Origin of the sequence: Allosphingosinicella sp., assembly GCF_036403745.1 — a bacterium.
Lineage (GTDB): Bacteria > Pseudomonadota > Alphaproteobacteria > Sphingomonadales > Sphingomonadaceae > Allosphingosinicella.
In genome coordinates, this window is sequence record NZ_DASWQI010000043.1 from 134364 (window position 1) to 161338 (window position 26975).

Genomic DNA, 26975 nt, shown 5'->3' on the forward strand with positions numbered 1-26975 from the left:
TCACTCTGGGAGCTTCACCACGCCCGGCCTGGTCTGGTACTCGCCCGCGTGCGCGATAATTGTCGTGAGTAGCTGCTCGCGGACGCGGAACAGCGGCGTGAACTTGGCGGGTGGCGACACGAGCGAGATTTGGAACCGCGCGTTGACCAAGAGTCGAACGGGGCCATCGGCCTCCTTGAGCAGGAGCAACGGCGAGGCGATCTCCGACTTTAGCTGCACGATGTCCTTGTGGGCGATGTCTGCAGGGACGATCAGCCCAAGGAGGTAAGGGAGGGGGCCGGGCTTCCTCTGCGCGAAATCGCAGACGGCGCCGACACGCACCAGCACGGGTGTGCATCGCACCCTGTCCGCCTTCTGGACGCGGAACACCTGACTCAACAACTCAGGGTACTTCATACCGAAGCGCTCGAGCATCGGACCGTCTGCACGTTCGTCGCCTGGCAGAAGGAGCGCCGCGCCCCAGTCGGTCGAGGAAACTGGTTCGGCCGGCGGAATGGCTACGTGGAGCATGCGGTTCATTCGACCGGCCTGAACGTCGTCAATCGCCGGGAGGGCCTGGTGTTTGGTTATTGCCGCGCCCCAAATTCCCGCCAACTCGGGTCTCGCCGGCGCATTCGCGATACGATCGGCGAGAATAGGGACCAAGGCCCCGTTAATGGCGCCGCGCCGATCCGGCTCCACGTTCGGCCTGCCGGCATACGCGACCGCCAGACGAGACAGCACGCCATCGAGCAGAGCGGAAAATCCATCCACGTCACGCTGCTCAGCCGGGATCAGGTCCGTAACGGCGGCCAGCGTCGCGCCTGCGGCCGCGAGCACATCTGCTTCCCACGCCACCAGCGCCCGAACCTGGGGCGAGGAATTCACGCGTTCGTGGACCGCCGCTGCAAGGCCGGGCTGCCCATCCAGGAAGTCGTTCTTGTCCAGGGTCAGGACCGCTAAAGGACGGAGGGCGGGATCGAGCCTCTCACGCAGATAATCTCGCAGCCCCTCGACCTTCTCGTCATGGGTTGTCCAGATGATGAGGAGGTACGGGCCTCCCGTCGCCGGATCGACATTCGCCCGCAGCATGCCCTCCAAAGCGGCATACTGGAGCATCGGCTGCGTGACGCCCTGGAGCAGGAAGAGGTCTGAGAACAGCACCCGTACGCCTGCGAACGCCGCACGGTCGAGGGGTTTGCCGGTATAATGAACACCGACGCACGGCGCCCCGATTGCGTGGAGGGAATCGACCAGCAGTCGCAGCTGGTCCCGTTCGTCGTCGACAATGACGTAGCGTCCCGAGGTGAACATCAGCCGACGCCTTTGAACACCAGGGCGGCAGCCGCCCCGTCGAACCCCTCTGGAGCGTCGATCTCGCTGGCGGGCAGCAGATCCAGACGGCCGTCGTTTATCTGCATGACCATGTTGGCGTAGTATAGCCCCAGGCCCATCCCGTCGGGTCTGCGGCTGAAGAATGGCTGCACGACCTCCTCGGGAGAGTCTCGAAAGCCGGTGCCGTTATCGGCGATTACAATCGCCGGCTGGCCGTCCCAGTCGGCGACTACATCCAGATAAATGGATCGACGCTCTTCGCCGCTCTCCTCCGGATGGGCGACCTTCAGCCAGTGGATGGCATTGTCGATCAGGTTTGTGAGAGCGCCTAGTGCCAGGTTGAAGGCGAAGACGCCCTTCACCTCATTGCTCTCGTCATGCAGCACCGGGCAGTCCAACCGGATCCGGTGATGGCGGAACCGCGGCAACAGGAGATCGCGCGCGCCGACCACTAGGTCGCGCAGCTTGTGAACGTCTCGCTCGTTCTTCCGGAGCAGGCGGGTGGACTGCTCGAGGACGGCCTGCAGCTGGCCCGACTGGGACCTCACCTGCTCCACTGAGCCGCCCGACGTGATCGTGCGGTGGAGCACTGCCACTCCTCGCTCCACCTCGTGGAAGACTACTGCGAGGCCGACATTGGACATGCCCGCGCGTAAGAAGCTGTCGCGAAGCTCGTCGTAATCGCGCTCGATGCGCCGGATGGACGGCTCGAGCTGATCGGCAACGCCGTGTTTCCGCGCCTGGCGGCGGAGCTGCTCGATCGGCTTCGTGATTCCCTTAGGACCGGTCGGCGCAGCGCCGATGCGTTGGCGCATTTTGACTTTGTCCTTCTGGCGCTCAGTCTCCGCTATCGCGACGGCGCCGAGCACCACCTGCTTGAGGCGCTGGTACGCGTCGTTCAGGACGAAACCCTCGCGGTTGGTCTTCTCGCGCAGCTCCGTGCTCTGCGAGAGCTGCAGGTCTACGGCTCCTACCACGATGTTACGGCTGATGTTCCGCGTCGGCACGTTGACGCGTCGTATGTCGAGGCCGAGCCAGTCGTCGTCCTCCTCGCCGTAGTTATAGACCCGGATGTCGTCCCGGTAGACGCGTACTCCGCCGTTCTGGTCGAGAAAGCGTTCGATCAGCCTCGTGTTCGGGTACTGCGACATCGTGGCTTTGTCCCGATCCCAGATATGGAACGTGCCCGACACGGGGCCGATACCGCTGAGTGTCGACTGGTCGGCGACAACCTTCGTCAACCGACGTCTGGGGCGTATGTCCGCTGGATCGAGGTCATCGGGCTGAGCTGGCGCGAGCACCTGAAGATGCTCGTTGCCGCAGGCTGTGCGCGCTTCGATCGCTGATCCCGCCAAGCCTCGGAACTCGTAGTTCCAGTCAACCCTGTTGCCGTCGAAGCTGAACGTGAATCGCCAGGGCGCCTGCTTCATCAGAGCGCGGGCGTCGGGCAGGTCTTCCAGCCAGTCCCGCCGGTCCGGCGCCTTTAATTTGATTTCGAAGACGTCATCGCGATCCCGGAACGGCGATGTGATCGACGTAAGCTGTCGCCACAGTTCTCGCAGGTCCCGGCGCGTCCACTCTGGCTCCCGCAGATCCTTGATTCGGATCCGCGTCCCTGTCCGGTCCCCCGTAAACACTTCCGGGTCGCGCTCGGTTACGGTGACCAGAGCGTCTTCGAGGAGTCGGTTCCGCATCAGTTCGCGCCAGTCGATTCTGACGACGCACTCCTTCTGGCCGGCGGCGCGCGTGACGAGTTCGATCCATTCGCCGAGTTTATGCACCGCGAAGCGGCCGACTCCCTTTTCGCCCAGAGGCAGCCGATGATATTTCGGGGAGCGACGGCCCTCGGCCCTTTGCCGCTCCCTGTGATCATCGGCTGGTACCAGCCAGATGTCACGAATGGTCTCGAAGGACATGCCTGAGCCGTCGTCTTTGACCTCGATCCGCGTGCTGCCAGCTTCCAGATCCAGGATGCGCACAGTGACCTTGCTGGCATCCGCATCGTAGGCATTCTTTACGAGCTCGAAGACGGCGAGGCGCGGTGAGCCGATGAGTTGGTCGCCGAGGATCTGAAGCAGGCGCGCGCGCGGTCGGAACGCTTCCGTCGCCGACCGTGGTTCTTGATCCGACAAATCCATACCCCTAGCGCGCCGCGATCGCGCAGTTCCTATTTCGCGGTCGCGAGGGTCGGGTGCAAGGGGCGCGCAATGTCTTTGCCGGCGAATGCCTGCGCACGGACCGCCGTGAACGCGGTCTCACGCCCGTATCGGTCGAACGGTTGCGCTTGCCTCGCGTCTGCGCAGCGTATGTGCAACTCGGCTCGCAATCAGCCGACTGAGCATGGGCGGCACCGCGTTGCCGATCATTTTGTATGCTTCGGTGAGTGCCGCGTCTCCGAACGCGAACCAGTCCGGGAACGCCTGAATGCGTGCCGCCTCGCGAACGGAGATCGTGCGGGCAGCCCAGGGGTGCACGTAGGCGTAGGTGTCCTTGCCCATATGGCTGACCATCGTTTTTGCCGGACGAGTGGGATCCATCCTGGCGACCCAATCCCCATGGTTCCCGTCGCGTTTTGCGAGATAGTTCGGGCCAAGGAGATGGTGAGGGGCACCGAGCCGCGTACCAATTTGCTCGAGCAGGAGCCTGAGTGGAAGCGCGCCATCGAGCCGCGCGTACAGCATAAGGAGGTCGCGCCGGGCGGGCAGATCAGCTCCATCGGCCCGAATGCGTTCGAGTAGCTCATCCGGAATTTCCAGCAGGGCCTCCAGCGTGCCGCGGAGCGCGCCCAGTGTGTCAGACTCGTCGGCCCGATAGTCCATCCAGCGCCGTCCTGGGCCCATCAGCGCGAACAAGGCGGCATCGTCGCGCCGCGGCACCCTGCACGCGTGACCGTCGACGGTAGTGGGTGGATGCGTGCTTCCCGGCTGGATCTGCCTGATCCAGGCGACGTAAGGATGTCTTGCCTCAACATCCGCTTCAAGAACGTGGGGCGAGCTCATCGCCGTCTTGGCGTTCAACTCGCCGCCCACCACAGAAGGGGAGGGTAATGCGGCTAGTGCCAACGACAGCGGCGCTTCCAGCGCCCGCGGTAGCTGCAGACATGTGGCAGCGTCCCCTTGTAAAGAATCGCCGCCGTCGCGCCGTCGGACACCGGCCATGAAATAGCGTTGCCGGTTTTGGGGGACCCCGTGCCGTGATGCGTCGATCACCTTCGTGGACACGTCATAGCTCACTGCGCCGTTTGAGATGCCGCTGATGGCGTCGACCAAGAGATCAGTCGCAAGGAAAGCTTCGTCGCCCACTTTTACTACAGACTTGAAGTGGGCGACGTTCTCAAACAGGAACACCTCCGGGTGAAGCGCGCCGAGCACCATCACGTACTGTTCGAACAACCTATTACGCGCGTCGCCAGCGGCGTCGTCGGAATGAGCATGGACGCGGGCATCGCGAAGGCTCCGAATTTTGCCGCGGCCGATGCGGCTGAAGCCCTGGCACGGGGGGCCGCCGACCAGAACAGAGACAGGTGCTGAGCCGGCGTAGAGGCAGTTAAGATCCTCCGCGAACCGCTCGTCGCCGAACAACTCCGTCCTCGCTTCCAGGCGATGAGCTCTCCAGCAGATCCACGCCTCTCGCACGTCACCCATAACCGGGAGTTCAAGAAACGCTGCGAATGAAGCCAGCCGACGAGACGAGGACGAGAGTTGGCCCCGGGCAGGGACATGCTCGCGGCCCAGTATTGCCTCGGCCTGCGCGTCCCACTCCGCTGCGGCGAGTGCAGTCCACTCGGATGGTTCCGAAGTCTTCTGTCTTGGTGTTGCCGCGCGCTCCGCCGCCGGCTCACTCCATATTACGCGCAACAGCGATGCCAGGGTAGAAGATGGGCGCGGCAGTCGCAGCCTGTCGTGAAAGGCGAGCACTGACGTCTGGTTCATCGCGCGCCGGTCCAGGCGTTCCACTGCCCCGGTCCACTCGGGTTGAGACCGGATTCGGTTCAACTGATCCAAGAACTGTCGGTCGATCGCCTGGACCGCATCGAGAAACAGCGGGAACCTGCCTCCCCGCAACCCGTGCAGCTCCTTACGAAGCTTACGATTGTCCATCGTGTCGGCAACGTGCTGAAGGTAAAAGGCGAGGAACTCTGGTCCGTTCAGAAACTCGGTCAGATCGGTGACGCGCCCCACACGCCCATCTCCGTGCCGGAGCAGCGCGGCGTTCCGATTGAGGGTGGCGATCGGCGCCGGCTGGTTGTCCAACGCGAGGATGGTGCGAAACTGCCGCCCGTTGTCCAAGAGGTCAAACCCCAAGCTCAGGCCGCCGCATCCGGAGAAAATATCGACGACGAGGCGAGGCATGGCCGGAGGAGGGGGAAGCGCTTCCTCATCAACGTCGACCGCGGTCTGCCGCTCCGCGGTCGGCAAGGCAAACACGTTGGAGGAGTAGGTTCGTCCGGCAAGCCAGTCCACGTACTTGCGTGCGGAATCGCTGCGGACGTGTTCACCTTTCAGGTGGTCCTGAAGCGTGGCGGCTCCGATCCCAATGAGCGTTGCTGCCGCCTTGGCGGACAGGCCGAGGGTCGCCATTCGCTCCCGGACTCGCGCCATGAGCTCGTTCTGCTCGGCGGCTGTGGCCTTAGCCATCAGTTGCTCGACCAGAGACCGGTGCGCGAGACCGCCATGAGTTTCCTCCCCTTCGTCTCGAGTCATAGCGGATGGACCTCTTCTCTGGAACCGGCAGCGTGCAAGCTGCTGACGTTCTTGCTGATGTGGATCGGACGCCGGAGGTTGCGCACGCCCACAGCTGTCCGGGCGGAGCGGGACTCCGAGTCCCTGGAGGATGTGGCCTATCTGCTCTACCTTGGGGGAGCGGAGCCGCCGTGGCGCGTAGTGAAGGAGAGCTGAAGGTGGGAGGAGGCGGTGGTCGGGGGCCGGGGATGCGGAGGAGAAAGGCCGGAACTGGCGATCGTCAGCTGCGCGAGCGAGCCTCTGGAATGCAAGCGCAGGACGGGCTGCCGCTTGTCCACGCCACGGCTGTCTTCACTGCGGGCGAGATTCTGAAGGCTGGTAAGCTGGAGACGAGCAGGTGCGACACTTTCGCACGCCAGATGCTGTATTTTTTCGCCCTACTGCCGCTCTACCGAAGCCCGCGCGGCGCGGACAAGTCGCACCAGCTCAATCGGTTTCCTGCGGTTTTCGTTCTGCGCCCCGAGGCGGCAGACCCACCATTTCACGTGTACCCGTTTGACACCGGCGCTGCCGCCAGAGGGTTCTTCGCGGATCAGGCCGACCCCCTTGTTCCGCTGGAGGACTACGAGCTTGAGCCGACGCTCTCCGCTGCCTCGCGGCACGTCGAGTGGGCCTTTGGCACACGCGAGGCATATTTCGACGGCCGGCTGCGCGGTGACATCCTCAAAGATGTGCCGCTGCACGAGGGCGTCACCCGAGGCTACGTCGACGTCGCGCGCATGGGTCGCGCTGGGAGCAACCAGCACGACAAGCGTGCTTCGGCCGTAGAGGTGGCCGTCGATCACGATATTGACCTGCAGGGCAACGTGCTCCTCGCAATTCTCCCGAAGCAGTTTCTCGAGGATCAGGCTGGTCCGAACGGCCGGGTGATGAGGCGACTGGCAGATCTCGGGATTCCCTTCGAAACGTACGATTGGCAGCCGAATACGACTCCTGATCAGTTCCAAGATGTCATCGCGACGATCGCTCGGGAGTGGTTCCGGGGAAGGGGCTGGCTGTAATGGCGGACGACTCGCTCGAAGAGTTGCTCGTCGCCGGCTACGTGCCGCTTTGTCGGTCGGGGTTCGCTCTACCATGCTACATGGTCCGCCCGCGGGCGAACACGTGGCACGTTGCCAGATGCTCCATCGAGGGCGATCACACGGGTAGCGTCTCGGGGTTCGAGCAGTATGACGCTCCTGGTGTCCTGTCGCTCCCGGAGGCGCTGCAGCAGTGGGTTCGCATCGGCGATCCGTGGTTGGATGTATTTATCTGGGGGGGTAAACCTTGGGTCGGCACGCCGTCTGAGCTGTGGGAAGAACTGCGCCCGAGCCTCAGTCACCTCGTGGACGCTATACCATTGTCCGTCCTCGACCTTGCACTCTCGGCCAATGAGGACGGGGTGCCCGAACTCGCCGAGGCGGCTCGTCGGCACGTTGAAGGTGTGCACGGCCCGGACGTCGCCCGCAGGTGGCGTCGGGATTTTCTTGTGTCCCAGTCGCGACTGGCGGTGCGGCGTCAGCTCGCATCAACCCTCGTCACACCAGCATTGGCGATGGAAGCTCACAACGTAGACGTCGTTCAGACACCCGAGCGCCTCAGCGTGTCACTCCCGGCGACCCTTCGCAGTTCCCTTGCTCCGGAGGAAATCGATCTGTTGCGGGAGCAGATCCGCCGGCTGGGCCGCCGCCTCGCGATGCCGATGGATCTCGCCGTCACGCAGATCGAAGCGGGAGCGTCGCCGCAGGAGCGGGATATCAGCTCGTCTACCGGCGATGGCGTTAGGCCGAAGGGTGAGGGAAGCGCGCCTGAACTCAAACTCTTGATCATTTCCTCGGGCCCTCGAGCTCGGGCGATCGCGCGTCATATCTCCCGGCCTGACTGGGCACCAGTCATCGGGCCGGGGATGGTTGCGCGGAAGTGGATTGTGCGGAGTGGGGGCGGACTTCTGTCAGATGCGCCGCACGGAGCATCAGTGATCGACGTGATGAGTGACGACCAGCTGGACGTCTCAGCTGCCGGCTATGGAGCCGTCGTCTGGCTCTTGGATGACGAAGTCGTTATGCAGGGGCGCCTCGAGGCTTTCGCGGCAGAGGTGATACATCACAAGGGGGCTGACGCGGCGGTCCATCTGCTTGCTCCGGCGCTGCCCACGCTCGAGCCTTCACGAGTTCTGGCTGACTTGGCGGCTGTGGCCCCAGTATCCTTCCCATGTCATGCCGTTATAGACACCTCGCTTGCTCGTTCGCCGTTTTGGACCGGGAACCCTTGGCGCGCGATCGATCGCCGGATTGCAGACACGATCGTCGGTTCGGCTCTGCTTTGCGCTACTCACTCGCGGCTCAGAGCGAAGCTTCTCCAGCTCAAGCCCGGCGGCGATTTGCAGGTAATTTCGCACGCGCTGGGGAAGGGGGACCTCAAAGGACGTGACCCGGAGCTGGGGCTCGTCTCCGAAGTTTCCCGGTTTGGGCTGGCCGCCCAAGGTTTCGACGCGTTGACGATGCAGTTTAACCTGGAGCCGCTCGCAAAAGCCCAGGACGGAGTATCCCGCGGGTACGCAGCTTTGCGGCCGTTCGACAGCTATTTCGCCAGCTTCGCAGAGGCGGTCGTGTCCAATATCGGATTGGCCGGGAATTCGGTACCGGCCGCCAGGCCGATTCGGCGATCCGACGTTCGGCTGGGCCCGGCTTCTCGGGCACGAGCTCCCTACCCGGAGAGGGTTGCACGCTCACTCCGGGCGCGGACCTTGGCGGCTCGTCTTAACGTGGGTGGCAGGGACAGCCTTATCATAACGGCCGAGGCGCCATCGCTGAAGGGGGTGCGGGCTGCTCTAGAGGAAGATTACACGATCGTGCGCTACACTGACCGGGAGACGATTTCCGAATTCATATCCGGAAAGGCATTCGGGCTGCCCCGTGAGCTACGGCTGCCGCGTCTGAAGCGACTGCCTGCCAATCGTGGCCTTGCAGTTCGCGGGGTAGATCCTCGCGATGTCGTTCGCTTCCCGGCAGAGGAAGTGGATGCGCTGCATTCCCTTTATGATACATCACAGTTATCAGGCTTGGTCCGCGGATATCGGCCCCGGATCGACGGCGGCCAGATCGCGGAAGTTGCGTTCCCGAGGGTCGCGGTTTCGTCGGAGATCGACTCAGCTGGTCCATGGGCTGCGAGGATCGCTTTTCTGCTTGAGGAGGCAGGAGAACGATTGGCCGTCGGCGGTCAGAAACGCCCGTCCGACCTTCGGATCGCGTGGACGGAACCGGGTCCGGGTGTGAGGCGATTCGTTCTTGAGGATGGGCGGCTGCCTACGCAGCTTGCAGAGCTTGAGCCCGGCACGGTTCCTGCGCAGCGGATGTTCATTCTTGACGGAGACGCAGCCGTCCCCATTCTCTTCGGTTCGCGACTTTTCACAATTTGGGCGCGCGCGACCATGTCTCGTTCCACGAGTTGGCTGTCGCGATTCTCGGTCAGCGGCACGTTCGAGACCATGCCGCTCCCAGATGCATTCCAGATCCATCGTGACGACGCCACCGGGTTGGCTCAACTCAGGCTGAGCAATCGGAACACCGAGCTGGAGCGCCTTGCGGAGCGGCATTCGAACCTCGATCTGATGCGGCGGGGTGGAGATCCCCAGAGGCCGATCGAAGAACGTCGGTCCATCCGTCAGGACTTCGACAGGGCTTTGTTCAAGGCAATTGACCTTCCAGCCGACGCCCGCGACGTGGACATCTTGGATCGCATGCTCACCCTGAACAGGAACCAGTCTGACTCGATCGCCTGATCTGCAGCGTCGAGAGAAGTGAACCCACGCCCCTAACCCCAAATCAAAGAAGGTCGTCGCAGAGTAGGAAGGATATGTGGACGCCAGGACCAGGGCCGGATCACTGCTTTGTTGCTGCCAATTATCCGTCGCGGAAGCCGTGGCAGATTACGCACGTGAATTGCTCAATCTTCAAAGCGATTTAATCTCGGCTTTGTTGCTCGGCACGAGAAGACTTGAGGAGGGCTGCGTTCATTGTGGCTCCGGCCCAGAACTCGCGCGCTGTTTGCGGTGAGGGCATTCCAGTCCAGACATCGAATACAAGGTCATCGATCGCGCGGCCTCTCAGGTACAGGGCGTTGATGCCAAGCTCGCGCCAGTCGAGGATCATAGCTTCGTATTCACCCTCCGGGTGGCTTGTCGCTTCCGCCGCGCAGCTGGCGCGAGCCAAAGCTGAAGCGGGTTCCCCCGTGGCAAACCGCATGACCAGCCAATGGTCACCATCCTCGTGGACGTCGGCTACTCCCATGAGTTCGCCGCTTCGGACCAAGTAGCGCCAGCCGTAGACTGACAGGCGGTCCGGGAGCTCCCCTCGCGATTCTGTCGCCGCCTCGAGCGGGACCGTGCACAGGGGAAGCGGCTTGTAGGCGTACCATGTGTCGGCGACGGAACCAGGAGCCGTCTGGAGGAACGCCGTCAGCGTCGCATCAGCAGACGATGGCGGAGAAGACATCGAAATCGACATTAAGAGTTCCTGATCGCCCAAGCATGAGTGTTGCGGCCGACGGAAGTGCCGGAATGATACTGCGCGATAAACTGGTCGTGGGCCACCCACTCCGCGCTTACGCTGTGTCCAGCTCGAGCAGACCAGGGGTCATACACGAGAACGTAGCGGGTGCCGTTCGGCGCCGCCCAGGCGCCCGCTAGACAAACGAAGTGACCGACGCCGCCGAAAGACATGCGGCAGATCACCGGGCGAGCTGCCGCAACTTCAGGCCGGACACTGTCGAAGGAGACGCCCGCGTTATTGGAGAGCAGCGACGTTCGAGTACCGCGTTCGGCAAGAACCACGGTCACGTCATGAGTGTTGTTGCATTCGGCTGAGCAATTGCCGGGCCCGATGCAGTGGCCACCTCCCGTGCGCCTCCTGTCAGGCGGAGCACAAGTAGCTCCGGGCCGGCTGGTGGCCACGTGTTCGGTCGCGATGGTCTCTTGCTCCGGTCGCCTCCCGTGCAGATGCGCTTCGATAGCCTGCGTCGTAGCCGACCAGCACCAGTTCGTTTCCTCCTGTCCCGCCATATCGAGCGCGAAAGCGTCCGGGTCAGCCTGAGCCGGTGCCATCCCTACCAGACTGAGAAAGTACCGGACCCTTGATCGTGGCGCTACGGTAGTAGCGGGGCCCAGGAAATGTGCGACCTCTTCCGGCAAGGCATGATCTCCGAATTTTAGAGGTACTCGACCTCAGCTATTCAAGCACCGAGGGGGTGCAAATGTCTGCCTCGCGGCGCGCCTGCCGCCGCACGCGCGCGTTCTGAATATCGCGCATGTTGGTGAGGGCGGTCCGGCAGACAAGAGTGCCGCTCTGAAGGAGGTCACCGCCCCGCGGATCGGTTAGGGTATAGCTTATGATCAGTGCGCCAGTTATGCCGACTGCGGGTGCTCCAAGGGCGGTCCATATGTTGGACCGTTTCAGAATACTCCCACCACCCTTCTCCACGGCCACGCGGAGAACCCATGGATTCCCTTGCAGGAGCGCGTCGGCGCGCACCGCTTCCGCGAGAGGTGTCTGACCTTTGTCGTCCCGTTTGAGCAACTTGGCTTCGAGAGCGTCTCCGGCAGCGAGAGCGGCGTCAAAGGCGGCTAATTTCTTGGTCAGCCATGGTGTCTTCTTTTCCTTTGCGAACCGCTCGCGGCATGCCTTTGCGGACGTGCGCGCGGACACCAGATCCGCCCAAGCCTCGGCAAGCGGGCTTCGCTGGGGTGTTGCAATGGATGCCGCAGGGAGAATGACGTTGTAGCCGGCGTCGACAAGGCGGCGCCCCGTCGATGCGACGAGCATGCGATGAGCGACAGGGATATCGACGCCGCTGATCTCCGTATCCGTCTTCAGGAGGCTGACCGCTGCACCGATTGCTGCGAGGGGGATAGCGCCGCCGCTGGTCCCGGTGTCTCCTGTACGTCCGGTGGAGCAGTATTGCGGCTGCGCCTTATCGATCAGTTTCTTGGTATCGGCGATCTGCAGAGCGATGTCGTCGGAGACATCAAGAGCCAGCACTTCATCCACCGGCACCAACAGAATTGGGTGGCGGTTAGAGCCGTAGGATGACGTCGAATGTCCTGCTGGAAGGGACGGCGGAGGCGGCGGAAGATTCGGGTCTCTCGGTGCGGGGTGTGTGCCTTGCGGGGAGGAGCGGGAATTTCCCTGCACCTTCGTGAGGTCCTCCGCAATCCACTGCGCCGCGGAGTCGAGCGTGGAGCTTGAGAGCATCCAGGCTTCGACAACGCCTGCATTCGTTCCGAGACTGGTCTTTCCTTCCGCGGTCGGCAAACCAAGCGCATCGGCCTGCGCCTTGAGGCGGGCTGTAGCCGCAGTGGTCGCCGCCGCCGCCGCGGTGTCCCGCGCCGCTTGAGCGTTGAGCTTCGCTGTTTCCTGCGCGAGCTGATCCGCGGCTGATGTCGATCCTGCGTCCTGGGCGGCGACGGAAGAGCCGCCGAGCAGCAGCGCTGCAAACACCAAACTTTTCATTCTGCGCCTCCCCCGATGGATCGCCGATCTCGTCGCCCAGGCCCTAATACGCGCGTTTGCCAGCGCGCTTACGACTCGCGACTGCCAACTGAAGATGCATCAAAACCAAGTTATCCGGAAGTCAGCATTTACACATCTTCGAAGGAGTGAAGCGTCTTTTGAACTAAAACGAGACGGTGGTGTCCCTCTTGCAGGCCGAACCATACCTCGGTCTGCTGGAACTGGCGGTGTCGACGACTGGGCCACATCTGCTCCATCGACTCCAGCCGAGTGCGGCCTGGTTCTGCCCCTTGTCTTGGTAAATGAGCAGCGTGTAACGACTCGCTTGTCCGAACCTGGGACCTCCGCTCACAAGAATCAGATCCCCGAGGCTACTCTTGGGCTGCGTCGGCCACGTCGTTAAGGAGAAGGTGGATTGCGCCGATCGGTTCGGCATGGCGGATCGTAGCAACGAGGAGCCGACGCTAGTGGCTCAGAGGTGCTCGTGCTGCGAATCGCATCCTACGGCTGGAGCTCTGTCCACGATTTTTCGGGCCTAAGTGGTGTCCTCGGCTACCTAAGTGCGCCAATGGCGCGTTCCTAAGCGGTGCGATCAACCAGAACGCACAGTGTCAGGTAGACCACCGCCACGGCGATGAGGCGCAAAAAGATTGGTTGGGCAAGGCTACTCAGCACGGCAAGCAGTGATTTCCCTGCTATCCGGATAGCAAAGGTCAGGCAACGAAGAGCCAGAGGCCAACCGCAATTTCCCGAGGCGTGAAGTGCATAAGGCCCACCTAAGCCGCTTTTGGCCGGAGTGAACAACCGACCTCGGCGCGCCGGCAAGTCGCAGACGTTCGGGTCTTAGCTAGCTGGCCGTATCCAATCCGAGGGGGAGTGCACGGCATCGGTTCGGCTTTCGAGGGCACCTTGCACGAACTCGGTGAAACCCGCGTTCGCCCGATTGCTCATTACCATCTCCACGGTCGTCGGAGCGAGCTTTCAGGAAATGCTTGAAAGCCGCCGGCAAACTTTCCGATACGGATGAATGCGCTACCTCCGTCTCGCCCCAGAGGAGGAGAGAACTGAGAGCAACTCAGCATTTTCCAGCGCCCGTCGCAAGCCATCGTCACCCGCATATGCATAGATGGCCGTGGTGGCGATATTCTCATGCCCGAGCAGCCGCTGCAGGAACCGCAGATCGACACCTTCCTCAAGCAACAGCGTTGCGCAGGTATGCCGCAGCATGTGCGGAGTCACGCGTGATGCGACGCCTGCTTCGAACGCGAAGGTGCGCAAGCTGCGCCGCACCGCCTGCGTCGACCAGACATCCCCGGGCGGCCCGAGCAGCGAGCCGGTCTCCTGGCGAGTAGCGAAGCGATCGAGGAGGGCGCGAAGCCGAGCATCGACCACGAAGACCCGCCGCTCTTTGCGGCCCTTGCCATGCACCAGCAGTGCGCCACTCTCCGCATCGAAATCACAGCGCCGCAAGCGGACGAGCTCGCCGACGCGGATGCCCGTCGCCATCACGAGCAAGACGGCAGCCGCAAACCGTTTGGTCTCTACTTCGACATATCGGCCGGAACAGGCGGTCCAAGCGGCTCGGGCCAAGCGCGATGCATCCGCTCGAGTGAGCGCCCGGGGCAGCGACTTCGCCCGTGGCAGTTGGAGCTCAAGCCGTGCAAAGGGTGACCGCCTCATCGCGCCCGTGCGCACGAGATCCTTATAGAAGCCGCGCAGGCAAGCCATACGGCGGCGTATCGTTCGCGGCGCGGCCGCCCGCTCGGTGCGCATAAAATCTGCGTAGGCGAGGACGGTCGCCTCCCGCTTCGGACACAGGCGTCGCGCGCTGAGAAAACGAGAATAGCTCCGCAAATCGCACTCATAGGCACGGAGCGTATGCTCAGAGGGGTCGCGCGTGGCCTTGAGCCGGCCCACATAGGCCACCGCTGCATCCTGGACGATCAATCTTGCTTCCTCGCCACGAGCATCATTGCCGTGCCCAACGGCGGGACTTCGCTCCGTAATGGAGGATGTTTGATAAACGCTTGACGGCTTTGCGCCGTGCGAAAGCTAGGGTACTCAGCTAACCGGTACGGACGGATAACTCCTGATTATGAGCACGACCCGAGCGGTGTCCCGTGCATTCTACAGGCACCCTGCATTTCTTCCACACCGCTTCCTGAAATCGGCGGGGATTCGCCGTTTTGGGAGCGCGAATGCGCTCCTCGTTCTGCTTACAGCGGCATGCCTCACTCTTTGCTCCGCTGCCGATCACTCGCTCACTTTGCCAAACGGCGGCTACGGGCTTCTCGAGCATCCGGGCATCTTCGGGTGGCTTCTAATCCAAGCGACGCTTCCAGTTACGATCTATCGGACTGTAAGGAAGGCGATGCGAACCCGCGGCAATTATCGGCGGCTATCTCGGGTTTCAGGTGATCTCGGTTTCCAAAAAGATTTGCTTGAGCCGCTCATAAGTTTCATCGCGATCGAGACGGAGCGCAGCAGAGTACTGTATTCTACCTTATTTACGTTTGGTTTCGCAGCTTTTGCCTGGACCATGTTCCAGAATCTTTGGCCCGGTAAACTCGCCCCACACGACTTCTGGGACTCAATCCATTACACTCGGGGATATACAGGGGCATGCGTCTACAAGTTTTATATGCATACGCTGCTCATCCCGAGTGTGCTACATATCTTTTTTGGAGTTGTATGGTTTCACGCATCCTTCCTAAAAGGTCTGGTGAGACGACGTTGCATTCGCATTCTCCCCTTCGCCACAGACCGATGCGGGGGCATCGCATTCCTTTCAGAGCTTATCTTGTCCCCTGCTATCACGGCCCTAGGTTTATCAGGCCTGGCATTCTTCGGAGTCGTCTATACACACCGGCAGGTAGATGCTTCGACGCTGATAGGCGTTCTAGCGCAATCAGCCGTCCTAATCCTATTTTATGCCATTCCCACGGTTCTGCTGCGCGGAGCCATAACGCGACTCAAATCCGACGAAATAGCTGAGATTAAGGAGCGGCAACGGTCGTATTACGCGGAGATCTGCGCCGGAAAACTCCGCGGTGCTGCGCTAAGGGACGCGCATGCTTACACCACTTACTTTGATGATGTGGTAAAAAAGGTCGAGAAAATCCCACGCTGGCCGCACCTTTACCGAATATTTGGCACTTTTGGTGCGACACTCACTCCAGCATTGGTGTTGTCGAGCCTCAACCTACTGACTCAAGCTTATAAGCTTATTGAAGGTCATCCTTTACCGAAACCATGATAGTGCCCCGTGATCGTAAAATAGTCCATGGTAAATACACCAGATAAAAAGATGCGATCACAGCGAATGGAACCTGGTCCAGAGTACTCACTGCCGTATAAGGTCGGCAGAGTAGGTTGATCGTCCCGCCACCTAGTATCAAATGAACTACCCCTCCCACCTTCGGATTGGACATCATCACACCACGGCCGTTGACCAGCACCATACGCATTGCGACTGAATAAAGCTCCCTCAGGAGAATGATCCCAAGGACTGGCAGGGCGACACCTCGGACCCCTGCATAGAGAAGGGAGAGCACTGTGATGTAGCGATCGCCGAAGACGTCCATCGCGCCACCAAAGCGGGACGCAACCTTATGCGCGCGCGCCAGGCGGCCATCGATAAAATCCGTTGCCCATGCGGCTGTATAGGCTCCTGCTACCAGATACCTAAGATCGGGAAATGGGCTGAGGGACACGAACAGAAAGGCCAGCACGACCCGCGCGGCCGTAAGGCCCTGTACTGTCCAGAACCAAGTTAGTCGACGCCATGCCATAATCAGGAGTTATGCATCGTATGGCAGAGGGTCCTCGGCGCGCCTCCTGGGAAGGCGCCGCAGAAGGCGCTATCGGATGCGACGAGGGCAGCATGCTGCGCCTGACGCGTCCGACGCTAATTGCTCTTATGGGTTACCCGGGAGCGGGAAAATCCACGCTCGCACGATGGCTGGCCGGTCGGTCTGCGGGGCTTCAAATAGTCTCCCGCGACACGATCCGAGCGGCGATGTTCGACCCATGCTCCTATTCGGACGCTGAGGAGCAAGCAGCCTTTGAGGCGACAGCCTTGGCCGTGTCGGCAGTGATCCAGCGCGGCCAGTCGGCGATCGCTGACGGGATGTGCTTCTACGACGTCGGCACTCTTGAAGTTCTAAGGGGAATCGCCGCTGCCAACAGAGTCCTGTTTTGGCCAGTCTACTGCTCAATTCGACTCGAGACGGCGATCACGAGGGTCGAAGAAGACCATCGGATGCGCCGACACCCTGTGGCGCACCGGAATGGCGAACTGGTGCGAAAGATCGCCGCAGAGTTCCGGACACTGCCGCCAGACGGGATGTTAATCGACATGGAGGAAGGCGCAGAAAAGGCGGGCAATCAATTGGTTTCCCTCCTGAAGGAGAGGATGGAAGCTCGCTAGTGGGCTGCGATGTCTATCGCGGCACCGTGTCTGCGGTCACGGAGTTGCGAGTCTTGGAAGTCGTTGGCCAGCTCACCTAGCCGGAGGCGACAACAAGCTCGCGGACGCGGTCGAGTTTTGGCCAATCCAGGCTAGTGACCGTGCATATGACCGAGCCGACAGAGGCGATCTCGAGCGAGGCGCACAGCGGCCTGCCCGTTTCATTGATCATCGGTTTCGGTGCGTCCACGGCTCTTCTCGACTCTGACCATGGAAAGGAAATATCAGTGCCTGTCTAGGACCTCACACGACAAGGCCGACGATGATGCTGCCGCCCGCCGGATTATTTTCTAGATCGTTAGTGCGCTTTATCAGGCTTGTCCGGGCACTGAACTCGGAGACAAGGCTGATGCTCATCGTGGCGCTGAGTGGGACAGCTTTCGTTGTGGTGAGCACCACAACCTCCTTCTTAGGAAGTAAGGAATTTGCAGAGGAGCAGCAGTCCCACAATGCCGGCTACGCAACTGGCGCAGCCGATACCTCTAGTGCGGCGAGTCTTCCCGCCAGTCGCAATCAGGCCGCCGCAATAGATAAGAATCGGGGGGCCAACGCTGATGATGCAGGTAATCGCGTAGGCGAGAAGCTTCGTAACCGCGTCAGCAATGCTCTCTTTGACAAGGGCGGCCTTCTGGCCGCCAGCGCCTTCTTCTTCCTGGCGCTGGGTACAGCTTTGGCAGTCTCCAGCGCGAACCGCGGGCGGCAGTCGTCCAGATGCCATTTGCTCGCCCAGTGCACCGCTGGTGCCTCTGGCAAGTTGAAATTCGCCGTTCGCAATCTCGGGCCCACTCTCGCGTTCCTGCGGGGTTACCGAGTGCTGACCGTAGAGGACGGGTTTGACCCGCGTAAGTTCGGGCGGTGCGCCGCAGTGGAACTCACGGCGCTCAGCCGCACGGTGGAGGTCGGGACAGAGGTAGAGCTCGAAGTCCCTTCCACCGCCTCCTCCGAGCAGAAGCCCTGGTTGCTGGTGGAGATTTCGTTCGAGGACGTTTTTCATACCTCCCGCCGCAGCTGGCGCCTCTTTTTCAAGGAGGGAGCAAGTTACGAGGAGGGAGACGACGGCGAGCTGCCGACGTGGTGGTCGGATTAGGTTCATTTTTGTTCTCCAAGAGGAATGTCGGCCGGGCGAGCGAGCCGAGCATCCTTGTGACGCGGCTATGCGTGTCGGAGCGGAGCGGCTCGCTCTAAGAATGGACTGGCCGAGTTCGTGATCTCAGCTGCCGGCAGCCATCATGGGTCAGCCGTGTCTCTGGCACGTGTGGGGAAAGTGCCGGCGATGGCTACTGTCAGCCTGGGGGTGGGAAGGACCCAGGAGGTTTGAGGGTATGCGCCGAGAAACGCGCTTCGATCGCCGGCACTGCCTCATCCTTGACGACGTCCAATCTCGTCCAACGGCGTTGACAAAATCCGCCTTTGGACTCGATGAAGGCACGGGGTTCGATTGAAAGTGGGGGAACGCGGTGCTTGCACGTTTCGGTTTGGCTGCAACCGCAGTGGGTATGATCTTGATGACCCTCCCGGCGTCCTCTCTCGCGCAGGACAAGGACGCTTTTCGAACAGAGGCTTCCGCGGCTGCGGCAAAGCTGCGCGCCTTGGGCGAACCGAAGGACCGCTGCTCGCTCGGAGCGGTTGTTGGTGAGGGCGCTGTAGTGACGCGTACGTTCGCTCCAACACCCCTTGTTCCCGGGGACCGGCTGACGTCGCTAAACGGCACAGAGCTGGCTGGAAAAAGCGTCGATGAGATCGTCACTGTGCTACGCGCGATTGGCCCGGCGGCGGTCATCCCAGCGCGTATCGACCGAGGCGGCAAAATCCTCGATGCCCAAGTCACATGCTCGAACTCGCGGTCGATGATGACTGCTCTGGTCGAGGGGCTGGACGACGCCGCCACCGGGAAGTTCGACGACTGCGTCAGCGTGTTTGCACAACGACCGGATCTCGGCACCTACGGCGCTGGCGTTAGGGCGAGATGCGCATCTTTGTCCAAGGACCGTAAGCGGTATAACCTCCCGCAGCTCGCCTACGATGCGATGCGGATGATGCTGGAGGACGCTCAGTGGGTGCCCAAGCCGCGGGCGGATCTTATAGGGCGCCTCCATTCGATAGAGGGTTTCATCACCCAAGGCCTCGGATCGTCGCGATACACGGAGCTGGTCGAGATCACTAAGCGCTGGCCGGGTGGAGAGGGAGTCTATGAGGCAGGCGCGCCTGACTGGCGATTGTTTCGGCGCAACGCCGAGGCGGCGCTGAGGGGGAAGCTCATCGATCCGGATTCTGCCAGGATCGAATGGCCGCACGGCTTTTTGTACGGAACGTGGAAGCCTCTCCTGAGCAAGCGCATCGACGGCTACTGGTCGTGCGGTTTGATCAACGCTCGAAACCGCATGGGTGGCTACACCGGTAGCACCTCCTTCGTAGTCGTGCTCGACCGTAGCGGCTGGGTGCAGTTCACCGACATCGGCACAGGCCGCGATTTCGACATCCTGTCCGCTCAATGCGCTAAGTCGGGTAATATGCTGCCCAGTCCGCCGCCGGAGTTGGCGGGCGCCGCGACAGCGGCGGCAACGACACCCTTGTCGATCGCCGATGAGTTGAAAAAGCTCGCCGAGTTGCGGGCGAGCGGCGCGATCACCGAGGCGGAGTTTCAGGCTGCAAAGCAAAAGCTGCTCGGGACACCGCGCCAGCCTTAACCGTTGGTGAGCGTTGAGGGCCACCAACCGAATCGCTACCTGGACGCCCTGCATGGCCGGTTGTGACCGCCGGGTCCGCATCAACCTTTTTTGCTGCCGACCCTGCCTGCGGCCGCCGACCTACTTTCGAAGGATCGAGTAAATGAAGATCATCCTTGCGTGCGACGAATCCGGCGCAAAGGGGTATGCGGACCAAGACGAGCAATTCCCCGGCCAAGTGGGCGTCTTCGCCGGCGTTTTCGTGCCCGAAGAACGGCTTGCGGCCGCCGAAGAGCGGCTCGAGGACGCTATCTCACCGTATCGAGGCAACGACGGCAAGCTCCACATCACGGACCTGCCTTCGGCACAGCAGGGCGGATTGCGGGCCGACCTGTTTGCCGCGATCCTCGATCTGAACCTCCCATGCTTCTGGTACGCAATCCATGTCGCCGGCTTTCACGATTTCCACCGAGCGAGCCAGGACGTCATCTCCCAAGCGCGGAATGACGTGGCGGCATTGGATTCCAATCCCAGGGTGAAGAGGGGCAGCCCGCGGGAGAAGCCGGAGTCGCTTCACGCCATGTTGTTCACTGGCCTCTACGCCCACGTCGTCGCCTATCTCGAGGAGCGGCGGCCTGGTCCGGTTGAGATCGAGGTGCGAACAGACAATGTCGATGCGCCGATAGCGATGCTCTTCCGGGAAAAGGCCGCGGGCCTCCTCAATACGGGCCCCCAGACGACCACCACCACCGGTTTCGACGTGCTCACAAAGACGGTGGTGCGGGGTGAGATTCGCTCGGAGGCGGGGATACCGCCCAGCTTACAGGTCGCAACCTCTGTCGACAGTCTGACCGTCACGCCGGTTGGCGATGAAGATCCCATCGTCGTTGCGGCCGACGTGCTGGCTAACAGCCTGTGCCACCTGTTTCACAATCGCTCCCCCGAGGAGCTCTACGGGGATCTTAACCGACCGTTGGCGGTCGAAAGCCATCCGCTCCGACAGGTGCTTGCCACGTTCCTGAACTGGGGTGGCCCCGACATCAGCGACCGGTTATTTCGCCATCCCGCGGCGCCACCACTCGAGGCCGACGAAGCGTAGGTCCGATGGCCAGGAAGATCGCCAACGGCCCCCGCCGCGGATCGCTGCATCGCCATTCGCTTGTATGTTCCCCGGCGACCAAGCGGGCGAGTGTTCGAGAGGAGACGATTTGGTCTGTCTTGGTGGGGTGTTGAGGCCGTTTATGCACGACGAAAAGAAAAGCCAAGCACTCGGATCACCTGGCCCTCCAGCCCGACGCCACTTCGCGTTAACCCTTGCTAGATGGATGCCACCCTGCCGACTCAATAAGTGCAGTCCGGCGGCCGTGATATGCTCCCTCAGGTTACGCAGCCTCTTGGTGCTGTGATCGCCGTCAGATCGACTGCCGCTGCGGCGGCTGGATCGGACGCACATAACCCGTTCGGCGTTCGAGGCTTAGAAAGCCTACGCTTGCGCAGCTTTAGCGCTGCATGTTTTCTCCAGAAATGCACAGAGGTCGGCGATCGCACCCGGACAAGCCGAATAGGTCACGACACGGCCCTGCTTCGAGGAAGTGAGAAGGCCAGCTCTCGAGAGGATGGCAAGGTGCGCAGACATCGTGTTTGGCGGTGTCCTTGTTCGCTCGGCTATCTCGCCTGCGGCGAGGCCCTCGGGCTGCTCGCCTGCTAGGATGGTAAAGACGCTCAGACGGGTCGGTTGCGCGAGTGCGCTCATCATCTGCATGGCTGCCGTCTTTTCCACGCCTCTAGAATAATAGAATTGTAGCGAGGATCAAGAAGCCTCTGCAAAATCTATTTTGTGCCAAATCCGGACACATATATTCCATACTTCGAGAACTGTTGAAATGGCTGTGGGGAGTGCATATCTGGATCGCCGCCGCGCTGCTCCCGTCGCCAGCGCGCGGACTCAATCAACAGGCGACAATGGAGTTCGCTATGGATGCGATGACCATTTGTCCTACTCAAGCCAGGGCGTCTGCCCGGCTAGCCAAGCATAGCCTCGTCGACCCGCTGGACCCCGACACCCCCTTTGACGAGGTGGTGATCACGACGACCCGGTCCTTGTGTCGGCTGGTGCTCGTCGCGGCTGAAACCGGAGGCCGATTCCAGCGAGAGGGCCAGGCGCACGACCCAATGGCCTGGCTCCTGGCACCACGCCGGATGTTCGGCGGCTCGCCAGCTTTCGAGGCTTGCCTCCAACGCGAGCATTTCATGCGCGCCCTTCTGTTACATGGATTGTCGCTCGGGCTGGATGCCGATCCTGACGAGATCGACACCCTCTTGGAGGATCCGACAGAAGTCCGGACTGGCGGTGGACGTAGCCGCGGCCGCGTCAGGTCCCGATCGGCAGCCCGCTTGAGCCTATACACGGCGAGCGTGCTTAGCTCGAACTCTGGAAGCATGTTTCAGGCGTTCCACGCCTCCGTCGCGCAGTCCTCAGAGGAGTTCCGCGCCAGGCTTAGACGAGAATTTGGTGCCCCCGCCGCGGAGCGTGCGGAGATCCGCGTCGGCTTTGATGCTGCAGCTCCGATGGCGATTGCCCTAGTGCCCGCGCCTGTTGCGGAAGTGCTTCGGAAGGTGGAGCGGAATGGCGCCTCGGGCGAGCATCGACGCTTCGCCGTGACCATCGAGCACCGCCTCGACGCCTGAATCCATCAGCTGACCAGAAGAGAAGCCCGGTGTTCCCGATGGGAGCGCCGGGGCGAGGGAGCTTGCGACATGAGCAACGGAAAAACGAACGGGCATATCCCGCCGTCCCTTACGCAGGACTGCCGGCTCCTAAGGCGGGTCGAGGTGCGCGACGGGTTCACAGGCGAGGGTAACCACGACGACGCCCCGTTTGTCGGCGTCGCTGTCGACGTTGAGACCACCGGATTGGACCATTCTGCCGATCGCATCATCGAGCTCGCGTTGAGGCGGTTTCGCTACGACCGTCAGGGCGTCATCCTGAACATTGACCGCCCCTACAGCTGGCTCGAAGACCCCGGGAGAGACATCCCGCCGGAAATATCTCGGCTCACAGGGCTCACCGACTCTGATCTCAAGGGGCGCGCAATTGACGATGAGGAGGCCGTACGCCTTCTGAGTGCGGGGACGCTCATCGTCGCCCACCATGCTCGGTTTGACCGGCGCTGGGTTGAGGCCCGGCTTCCCGGTGCGGCGGGTCTCGCCTGGGCTTGCACAATGGAGGGGATCGACTGGCGTGCCAAGGGCCTTGAGGGAGGCAAGCTCGGCTTCCTCCTGATGCAAGCAGGGTGGTTCCACGATGGCCATCGTGCCGGTGCGGACGTGGACGCCCTAATTCAGCTCCTGCGGCATCGTTTCGATGATGGGCGGACAGCCCTGGCCGTGTTGACTGAGAAGGCTGCCGAGCCAAGCTGGGTCGTCCGAGCCGTCGGCGCAGACTTTAGCGTCAAGGACCTGCTTCGCGGCCGTGGCTACCGCTGGGACGCGGCTCGGAAGGTGTGGTGGCGAGAGGTGGCGGACCAGCATCGCACGCCGGAGGAGTTCTGGCTGGCGGCGAACGTTTACTCTCCGCACGCGAATCCGAAGGCGCTGGGGCCGAGTTTCGAAGAGGTATCTGCGTTCACGAGGTTTCAATGACCCTCATGACCTTAACCGGACGGCGCTTGCCGGTAGCCTTCCCAGCCTCGAGCGTTGGTGCCCCTGCGGCACTTGTGGACGTAACGTGCTGTACGGGGAGTGCTTCGTCATGAAGCACCCTTTGCGTCTGATCATCCACGTGCCGCTCCGCGAAAAGCGGGACTACAGGCAGACGCTTGTTGGGTTCAAACCCGCGCTCTGCGTGACTCAAATCGGCCGAGTGATGGCTTACGACCTTCTGCCATCGTTCAAACCGCGGAAGGGGCAGGAGCATCGCCTTGTTCTCCATCTAGCTGAGCAGCTGAAGCAAGGTTGGACCCTAGCCGTGTGGGACGTGGAGAGGCTCTGGCGAGAGCTGGCGCTCGTCGTCGAGGACGTCAGCATCAACCGCCGGACGTTGAAGGCTGCTATCGATGAAGCCTGGCTCCTGATCTCGAAAACCGACGAAGACCAGATCGTTGATCTGAAGGTCATTGAAAAACTGCCGGGTGGCCATTTCGTGGCGATGGTCGCGTTCCGGAAAAACGTTGATTTCGACGCATACCCACCTCGGCGCCGCCGGCGGTTGATAGCTTACAGCAGGCCGAGTCGGCCAGTTTGCGAGGACTTCTGGGGAGTCCTGCTTTCGTTCCTGATGAGCAAGTCCGACGCGGAGCGTGCATGGGGAGCGTATCAGCGGTGGGTCAGGAACAATCGGCCCCGCCCCCCTCGTGCCGATGCAGGGCACCTACCGTCACGAAGTCCGAGCGAATAGCGGATGCTGCCGGTACCCACCAAACGAAGTGCAGGAGCGCGCTGGAGCGAGGACGTCCCATTCGCAGCAGGGGAGTAGCGGGCAATGGTCTGATGATGGACCACGAACATCGAGCACGCACCTAACTTGCGCGGCCTTGCGAACTCACGTCCGCCATACCCTACCAAGCACGCCGGCAACCCCGCCTCTCCCTGTATCGCGATGCATGATCAGAGTGATCCTCGCCAGCGTGGCAGCGCTGGCGCTTTCGACCTCAGCAACGGCTGCACCGAAAGCCGCTCCAAAACCTTCGGCAAAGCCGGCTGCGACGAAGGCAGCTGCGGCGGGCCCCGCGATGCCGGGAGAAGGGGAAGTTTGTGAAGTGCCCGGCTGCGACGGCTGCGGCGGCTACAGGCGGCGTGACGAAGGACAAAAAACGGCAGATGCCATCGCAAGCGACCCAAGAAAGGCCAGTTCACCAAGTGCCCCTAGAGTGATCGAGGCGGGGTAGTGCGAGCCCCGCTCATTCCGTGATCCTATCCGCCGCACAGCTTCTGAGAGGCTGTGGGCTCCTGCGGCTGCGCCGGCCAGGGCGCCGGCCAGAAATAAAGACGAAAGAAGGCGTCCCACACCTGGTCGGCGGTGAGGTCCCTTCCGATCCGCTCCACATCGTATAGCCCGGCACGACTGCCGCGGCTGACCGTGAAGCCATTGCGGGTAAGAAAGTCCGGAGCGTTCTCCATGTGTAGGTCTCGACTTTGTTAAGATTGAAGAGCAGTCTTACCTAAGGCCGCGAGAGTCGGCCGCAAACAGGGAGTGGGATATGTTCAAGAAATTAGTGGTCGGGCTCGCTGCAGTGTCTTTCGCCTTCTCGCCGACCTTAGCTCGCGGAGGTCATCACGGTGGCGGCGGCCGGCATCACTATTCCGGGTCGCACCACACGAGCAGCCACGGCGGACATTACGCTGGCGGGCATGGTTCCTCCCACAAGGGCGGGCACTACAGAAACGCCCGTACCGGCAATCATTACGGCTGTCATAAGTGCTGATGCTTCCGCGGGGGATTTGGATCCCCCGCATCGTTGCCTACTGGTCCCTCGCCTGCCAGACTGTTTGGCATGTGCAACCGTTATCGCATGAGTGAGAAGGAGCGGGAGGTCGCGTCGCACTTCGGCATACTGGTGCCGCCGGATCTCTCATGGCCGCAGCCGGAGCTCTTCCCCAAATGCGAGGGGCTAGTCGTGCGCCGCTCTGACGGCGGCGAACTGATGCTTGATCGGATGGTGTGGGGCTTCCCCCCGCCCGCCGCCGGTCGAGCCCCCGTGACGAACGTCCGCAACCTCTCGAGCCCGTTTTGGCGGGGGGCTCTTTCGCGGCCGGACCGCCGCTGTCTCGTGCCGGCGACGGACTTCTGCGAATGGAGCGGCGAGAAAGGGGCAAAACGCGAGCATTGGTTCAGCGTACATGAGGCGCCGATCTTTGCATTCGCTGGCGTTTGGCGCGCGATCGAGGATGGCCGCCGCGCCTATGCTTTCCTCACCTGCGAACCCAATCCGTTGGTAGCGCCCATCCACCCGAAGGCCATGCCGGTGATGTTGCAGCCGGAGGATTACGAGCGGTGGCTGGACGGGGAGGTAGTCGACGCTTGCTCCCTGGCGCAGCCGTTTCCGTCGCAGCTGATGAAGGTGGCCTAACACCGCCATTCCTCTCAGAGTCCTTGAGGTGTCCACATGACGAAGATCGAGCAAATCGCCCTGGCCATCTACGACAAGCTCATCAGCGCCGGCGGCGAAAGCCGTTGGGAGGATCTGACGGAGGAGGAGCGGCAGGATGCGCTGGAATGGGCACGCTCCGCGATGATCGCAGCACGGGAGCGCAGCGCCGAACTGGTGATCGCGTGCGCTGACCTCTTCGGAAGTCAGACAGAGATTTGGGAGACGTCCATCGACGCGATCCTCGGCAATGTGCCGCCCGGCCGTATCGTTCATTAGCCGCGGAATTCGCCGCCCCCCACGGACGCGACGCAGAGGGTAGCGATCTCAGCTCCCGCGAGTGACGCCTCCTCGCTTAGAAGCTCGGTTTTTTCCCGCCATGCTCTTGAAGAAGGCGCTTCTGCTCGTCACGAAGGCGGGCGTTCTCCGTGTGCATCGACACACCATTTGGGCTTTCGTTCACCGACATGAAGGATTGTTTGAGGCAATCCTGCGGAGATCGCGCGCCAGCGGAGCACCATTGCGCCCAATGTCCTGCCGGTTTCGTAAACGAGCTTTTGCCGTACCTCTTCGTCATCTCGTTGACGGCGTCGCTGAAGGAAACGACGGCTGGACCAGCCGAATAGTGCACGCTCCAGGCGAGATACCCCTGCGGCATCGCCAAGTAGCTAACGCTGATGCTTTCGCCCCCTTTCGTGAATTCCTGCCCGGCGATGCCTTTCAGCGCTTCCCCGAAGTGTGGGCCCGGTCCGCTCATTGCATTCTTGAGCTGCAGTGCCCAGTCCAGGCCGGCAGTCTCACTGGACAGGCGGTAGCCCGCCTTAAACGCGGCGGACTTCACCTGTTCGGCCGTCATCCCAAGCTCGACGCCAGCGATCGAATAGGGCCTGTTGGTGCTCGCGGCTGCCTCGTTCGGGTCTCTGGCGGTGGCACCCGATGCTCCACAGGCGGAGAGAAGCGCAGAACTGAGAAGGAGCTGACCGAGCCATCTGTGGCTGCGCCGATCTGCTCGCCCGAGTGGCCTCCTGGAAGGGGCGGTGTTTTTGGTGATAATAGTCACGCAGTCGTTCTCCTGACAGGCCGACGGCAGACAGCCGGCGGCATCTCCCCGTTTCCGAGGCGATGCCGGTCCGTTAGGAACCGGATGTTGGAAACCTGCTATTAGACAGGCGCGGACGCCTTTAGCCGGATGGCCTGGACATACGCGTCCGCCA

The 26975-nt window shown here is 61.9% G+C and carries 23 protein-coding genes; 12 read left to right on the forward strand and 11 right to left on the reverse strand.

Features of this window, described 5'->3' with window-relative positions; genetic code table 11:
• The 3 genes from VGC56_RS07290 to VGC56_RS07300 form a co-directional block, all read right to left on the reverse strand.
• Entirely contained in the window at positions 1 to 1293 is a 1293-nt protein-coding gene (locus tag VGC56_RS07290) for a hypothetical protein (RefSeq protein WP_464124221.1), read from the reverse strand.
• The gene (locus VGC56_RS07295) at positions 1293 to 3446 is read right to left on the reverse strand and encodes an ATP-binding protein (RefSeq protein ID WP_464124222.1); all 2154 of its coding nucleotides are present in this window, start codon (positions 3444 to 3446) and stop codon (positions 1293 to 1295) included. The genes VGC56_RS07290 and VGC56_RS07295 overlap by 1 nt, the downstream gene beginning before the upstream one ends.
• Before the next feature lie 123 nt (positions 3447 to 3569).
• Positions 3570 to 5894, reverse strand: a complete 2325-nt coding sequence (locus VGC56_RS07300) for a DNA cytosine methyltransferase (protein WP_464124223.1) — start codon at positions 5892 to 5894, stop codon at positions 3570 to 3572.
• A gap of 407 nt (positions 5895 to 6301) precedes the next feature.
• Here VGC56_RS07300 and VGC56_RS07305 point away from each other — a divergent pair, with 407 nt between their 5' ends.
• Both VGC56_RS07305 and VGC56_RS07310 read left to right on the forward strand, forming a co-directional pair.
• Complete coding sequence (locus VGC56_RS07305; RefSeq protein WP_464124224.1) at positions 6302 to 7057, forward strand: hypothetical protein; 756 nt, start codon at positions 6302 to 6304, stop codon at positions 7055 to 7057.
• Positions 7057 to 9816 carry a hypothetical protein gene (locus tag VGC56_RS07310; protein WP_464124225.1) on the forward strand — a complete coding sequence of 920 codons (2760 nt, stop codon included), beginning with the start codon at positions 7057 to 7059 and terminating at the stop codon, positions 9814 to 9816. Before VGC56_RS07305 ends, VGC56_RS07310 begins: the two co-directional genes overlap by 1 nt.
• Positions 9817 to 9997: 181 nt before the next feature.
• Here VGC56_RS07310 and VGC56_RS07315 read toward each other — a convergent pair whose 3' ends face one another.
• The 4 genes from VGC56_RS07315 to VGC56_RS07330 all read right to left on the reverse strand — a co-directional run bounded on the left by VGC56_RS07315 (position 9998) and on the right by VGC56_RS07330 (position 14488).
• Positions 9998 to 10540: a hypothetical protein gene (locus tag VGC56_RS07315; protein WP_464124226.1), complete on the reverse strand. Its 543-nt coding sequence runs from the start codon at positions 10538 to 10540 to the stop codon at positions 9998 to 10000.
• Positions 10540 to 11136, reverse strand: coding sequence for a C39 family peptidase (locus VGC56_RS07320; protein WP_464124227.1), 597 nt, complete (start codon positions 11134 to 11136; stop codon positions 10540 to 10542). The genes VGC56_RS07315 and VGC56_RS07320 overlap by 1 nt, the downstream gene beginning before the upstream one ends.
• A gap of 124 nt (positions 11137 to 11260) precedes the next feature.
• The gene (locus VGC56_RS07325; RefSeq protein ID WP_464124228.1) at positions 11261 to 12541 is read right to left on the reverse strand and encodes a hypothetical protein; all 1281 of its coding nucleotides are present in this window, start codon (positions 12539 to 12541) and stop codon (positions 11261 to 11263) included.
• 1032 nt (positions 12542 to 13573) lie between these two features.
• Positions 13574 to 14488, reverse strand: a complete 915-nt coding sequence (locus VGC56_RS07330) for a tyrosine-type recombinase/integrase (protein WP_464124229.1) — start codon at positions 14486 to 14488, stop codon at positions 13574 to 13576.
• A 424-nt stretch (positions 14489 to 14912) separates the two neighbouring features.
• Between VGC56_RS07330 and VGC56_RS07335 the strand changes: the two genes are divergently transcribed.
• Positions 14913 to 15797, forward strand: coding sequence for a hypothetical protein (locus VGC56_RS07335; RefSeq protein ID WP_464124230.1), 885 nt, complete (start codon positions 14913 to 14915; stop codon positions 15795 to 15797).
• Here the strand turns inward: VGC56_RS07335 and VGC56_RS07340 are convergent.
• On the reverse strand, positions 15766 to 16332 hold the full coding sequence (locus VGC56_RS07340; RefSeq protein ID WP_464124231.1) for a CDP-alcohol phosphatidyltransferase family protein: 567 nt from the start codon (positions 16330 to 16332) through the stop codon (positions 15766 to 15768). The genes VGC56_RS07335 and VGC56_RS07340 overlap by 32 nt on opposite strands.
• Positions 16333 to 16424: 92 nt before the next feature.
• Between VGC56_RS07340 and VGC56_RS07345 the strand changes: the two genes are divergently transcribed.
• From VGC56_RS07345 to VGC56_RS07360, 4 genes are all read left to right on the forward strand, one after another.
• Complete coding sequence (locus VGC56_RS07345) at positions 16425 to 16970, forward strand: P-loop nucleotide/nucleoside kinase family protein (protein WP_464124232.1); 546 nt, start codon at positions 16425 to 16427, stop codon at positions 16968 to 16970.
• A gap of 301 nt (positions 16971 to 17271) precedes the next feature.
• A complete protein-coding gene (locus VGC56_RS07350; protein WP_464124233.1) occupies positions 17272 to 18096 on the forward strand; it encodes a hypothetical protein in 825 nt (274 codons plus the stop codon).
• 409 nt (positions 18097 to 18505) lie between these two features.
• Positions 18506 to 19696: an SHOCT domain-containing protein gene (locus VGC56_RS07355; protein ID WP_464124234.1), complete on the forward strand. Its 1191-nt coding sequence runs from the start codon at positions 18506 to 18508 to the stop codon at positions 19694 to 19696.
• Between the two features lie 142 nt (positions 19697 to 19838).
• Positions 19839 to 20774, forward strand: coding sequence for a hypothetical protein (locus tag VGC56_RS07360; protein WP_464124235.1), 936 nt, complete (start codon positions 19839 to 19841; stop codon positions 20772 to 20774).
• A gap of 384 nt (positions 20775 to 21158) precedes the next feature.
• On the opposite strand, the gene VGC56_RS07365 is transcribed toward VGC56_RS07360, so the two are convergent.
• Positions 21159 to 21437 carry an ArsR/SmtB family transcription factor gene (locus VGC56_RS07365; RefSeq protein WP_464124375.1) on the reverse strand — a complete coding sequence of 93 codons (279 nt, stop codon included), beginning with the start codon at positions 21435 to 21437 and terminating at the stop codon, positions 21159 to 21161.
• A 116-nt stretch (positions 21438 to 21553) separates the two neighbouring features.
• Between VGC56_RS07365 and VGC56_RS07370 the strand changes: the two genes are divergently transcribed.
• From VGC56_RS07370 to VGC56_RS07380, 3 genes are all read left to right on the forward strand, one after another.
• The gene (locus VGC56_RS07370) at positions 21554 to 22363 is read left to right on the forward strand and encodes a hypothetical protein (protein WP_464124236.1); all 810 of its coding nucleotides are present in this window, start codon (positions 21554 to 21556) and stop codon (positions 22361 to 22363) included.
• Positions 22364 to 22432: 69 nt separating this feature from the next.
• Positions 22433 to 23317: a 3'-5' exonuclease gene (locus tag VGC56_RS07375; protein WP_464124237.1), complete on the forward strand. Its 885-nt coding sequence runs from the start codon at positions 22433 to 22435 to the stop codon at positions 23315 to 23317.
• Between the two features lie 109 nt (positions 23318 to 23426).
• Positions 23427 to 24071 carry a hypothetical protein gene (locus VGC56_RS07380; protein ID WP_464124238.1) on the forward strand — a complete coding sequence of 215 codons (645 nt, stop codon included), beginning with the start codon at positions 23427 to 23429 and terminating at the stop codon, positions 24069 to 24071.
• A gap of 515 nt (positions 24072 to 24586) precedes the next feature.
• On the opposite strand, the gene VGC56_RS07385 is transcribed toward VGC56_RS07380, so the two are convergent.
• Positions 24587 to 24793 (reverse strand): hypothetical protein, encoded by a 207-nt coding sequence (locus VGC56_RS07385; protein ID WP_464124239.1) that lies wholly within the window; start codon positions 24791 to 24793, stop codon positions 24587 to 24589.
• A gap of 374 nt (positions 24794 to 25167) precedes the next feature.
• On the opposite strand from VGC56_RS07385, the gene VGC56_RS07390 reads away from it, so the two are divergent.
• Together VGC56_RS07390 and VGC56_RS07395 are read left to right on the forward strand one after the other, a co-directional pair.
• On the forward strand, positions 25168 to 25743 hold the full coding sequence (locus VGC56_RS07390) for an SOS response-associated peptidase (RefSeq protein WP_464124240.1): 576 nt from the start codon (positions 25168 to 25170) through the stop codon (positions 25741 to 25743).
• A gap of 36 nt (positions 25744 to 25779) precedes the next feature.
• Complete coding sequence (locus VGC56_RS07395) at positions 25780 to 26040, forward strand: hypothetical protein (RefSeq protein WP_464124241.1); 261 nt, start codon at positions 25780 to 25782, stop codon at positions 26038 to 26040.
• 76 nt (positions 26041 to 26116) lie between these two features.
• On the opposite strand, the gene VGC56_RS07400 is transcribed toward VGC56_RS07395, so the two are convergent.
• Positions 26117 to 26617, reverse strand: a complete 501-nt coding sequence (locus VGC56_RS07400) for a hypothetical protein (RefSeq protein WP_464124242.1) — start codon at positions 26615 to 26617, stop codon at positions 26117 to 26119.
• Positions 26618 to 26975: the final 358 nt, after the last annotated feature.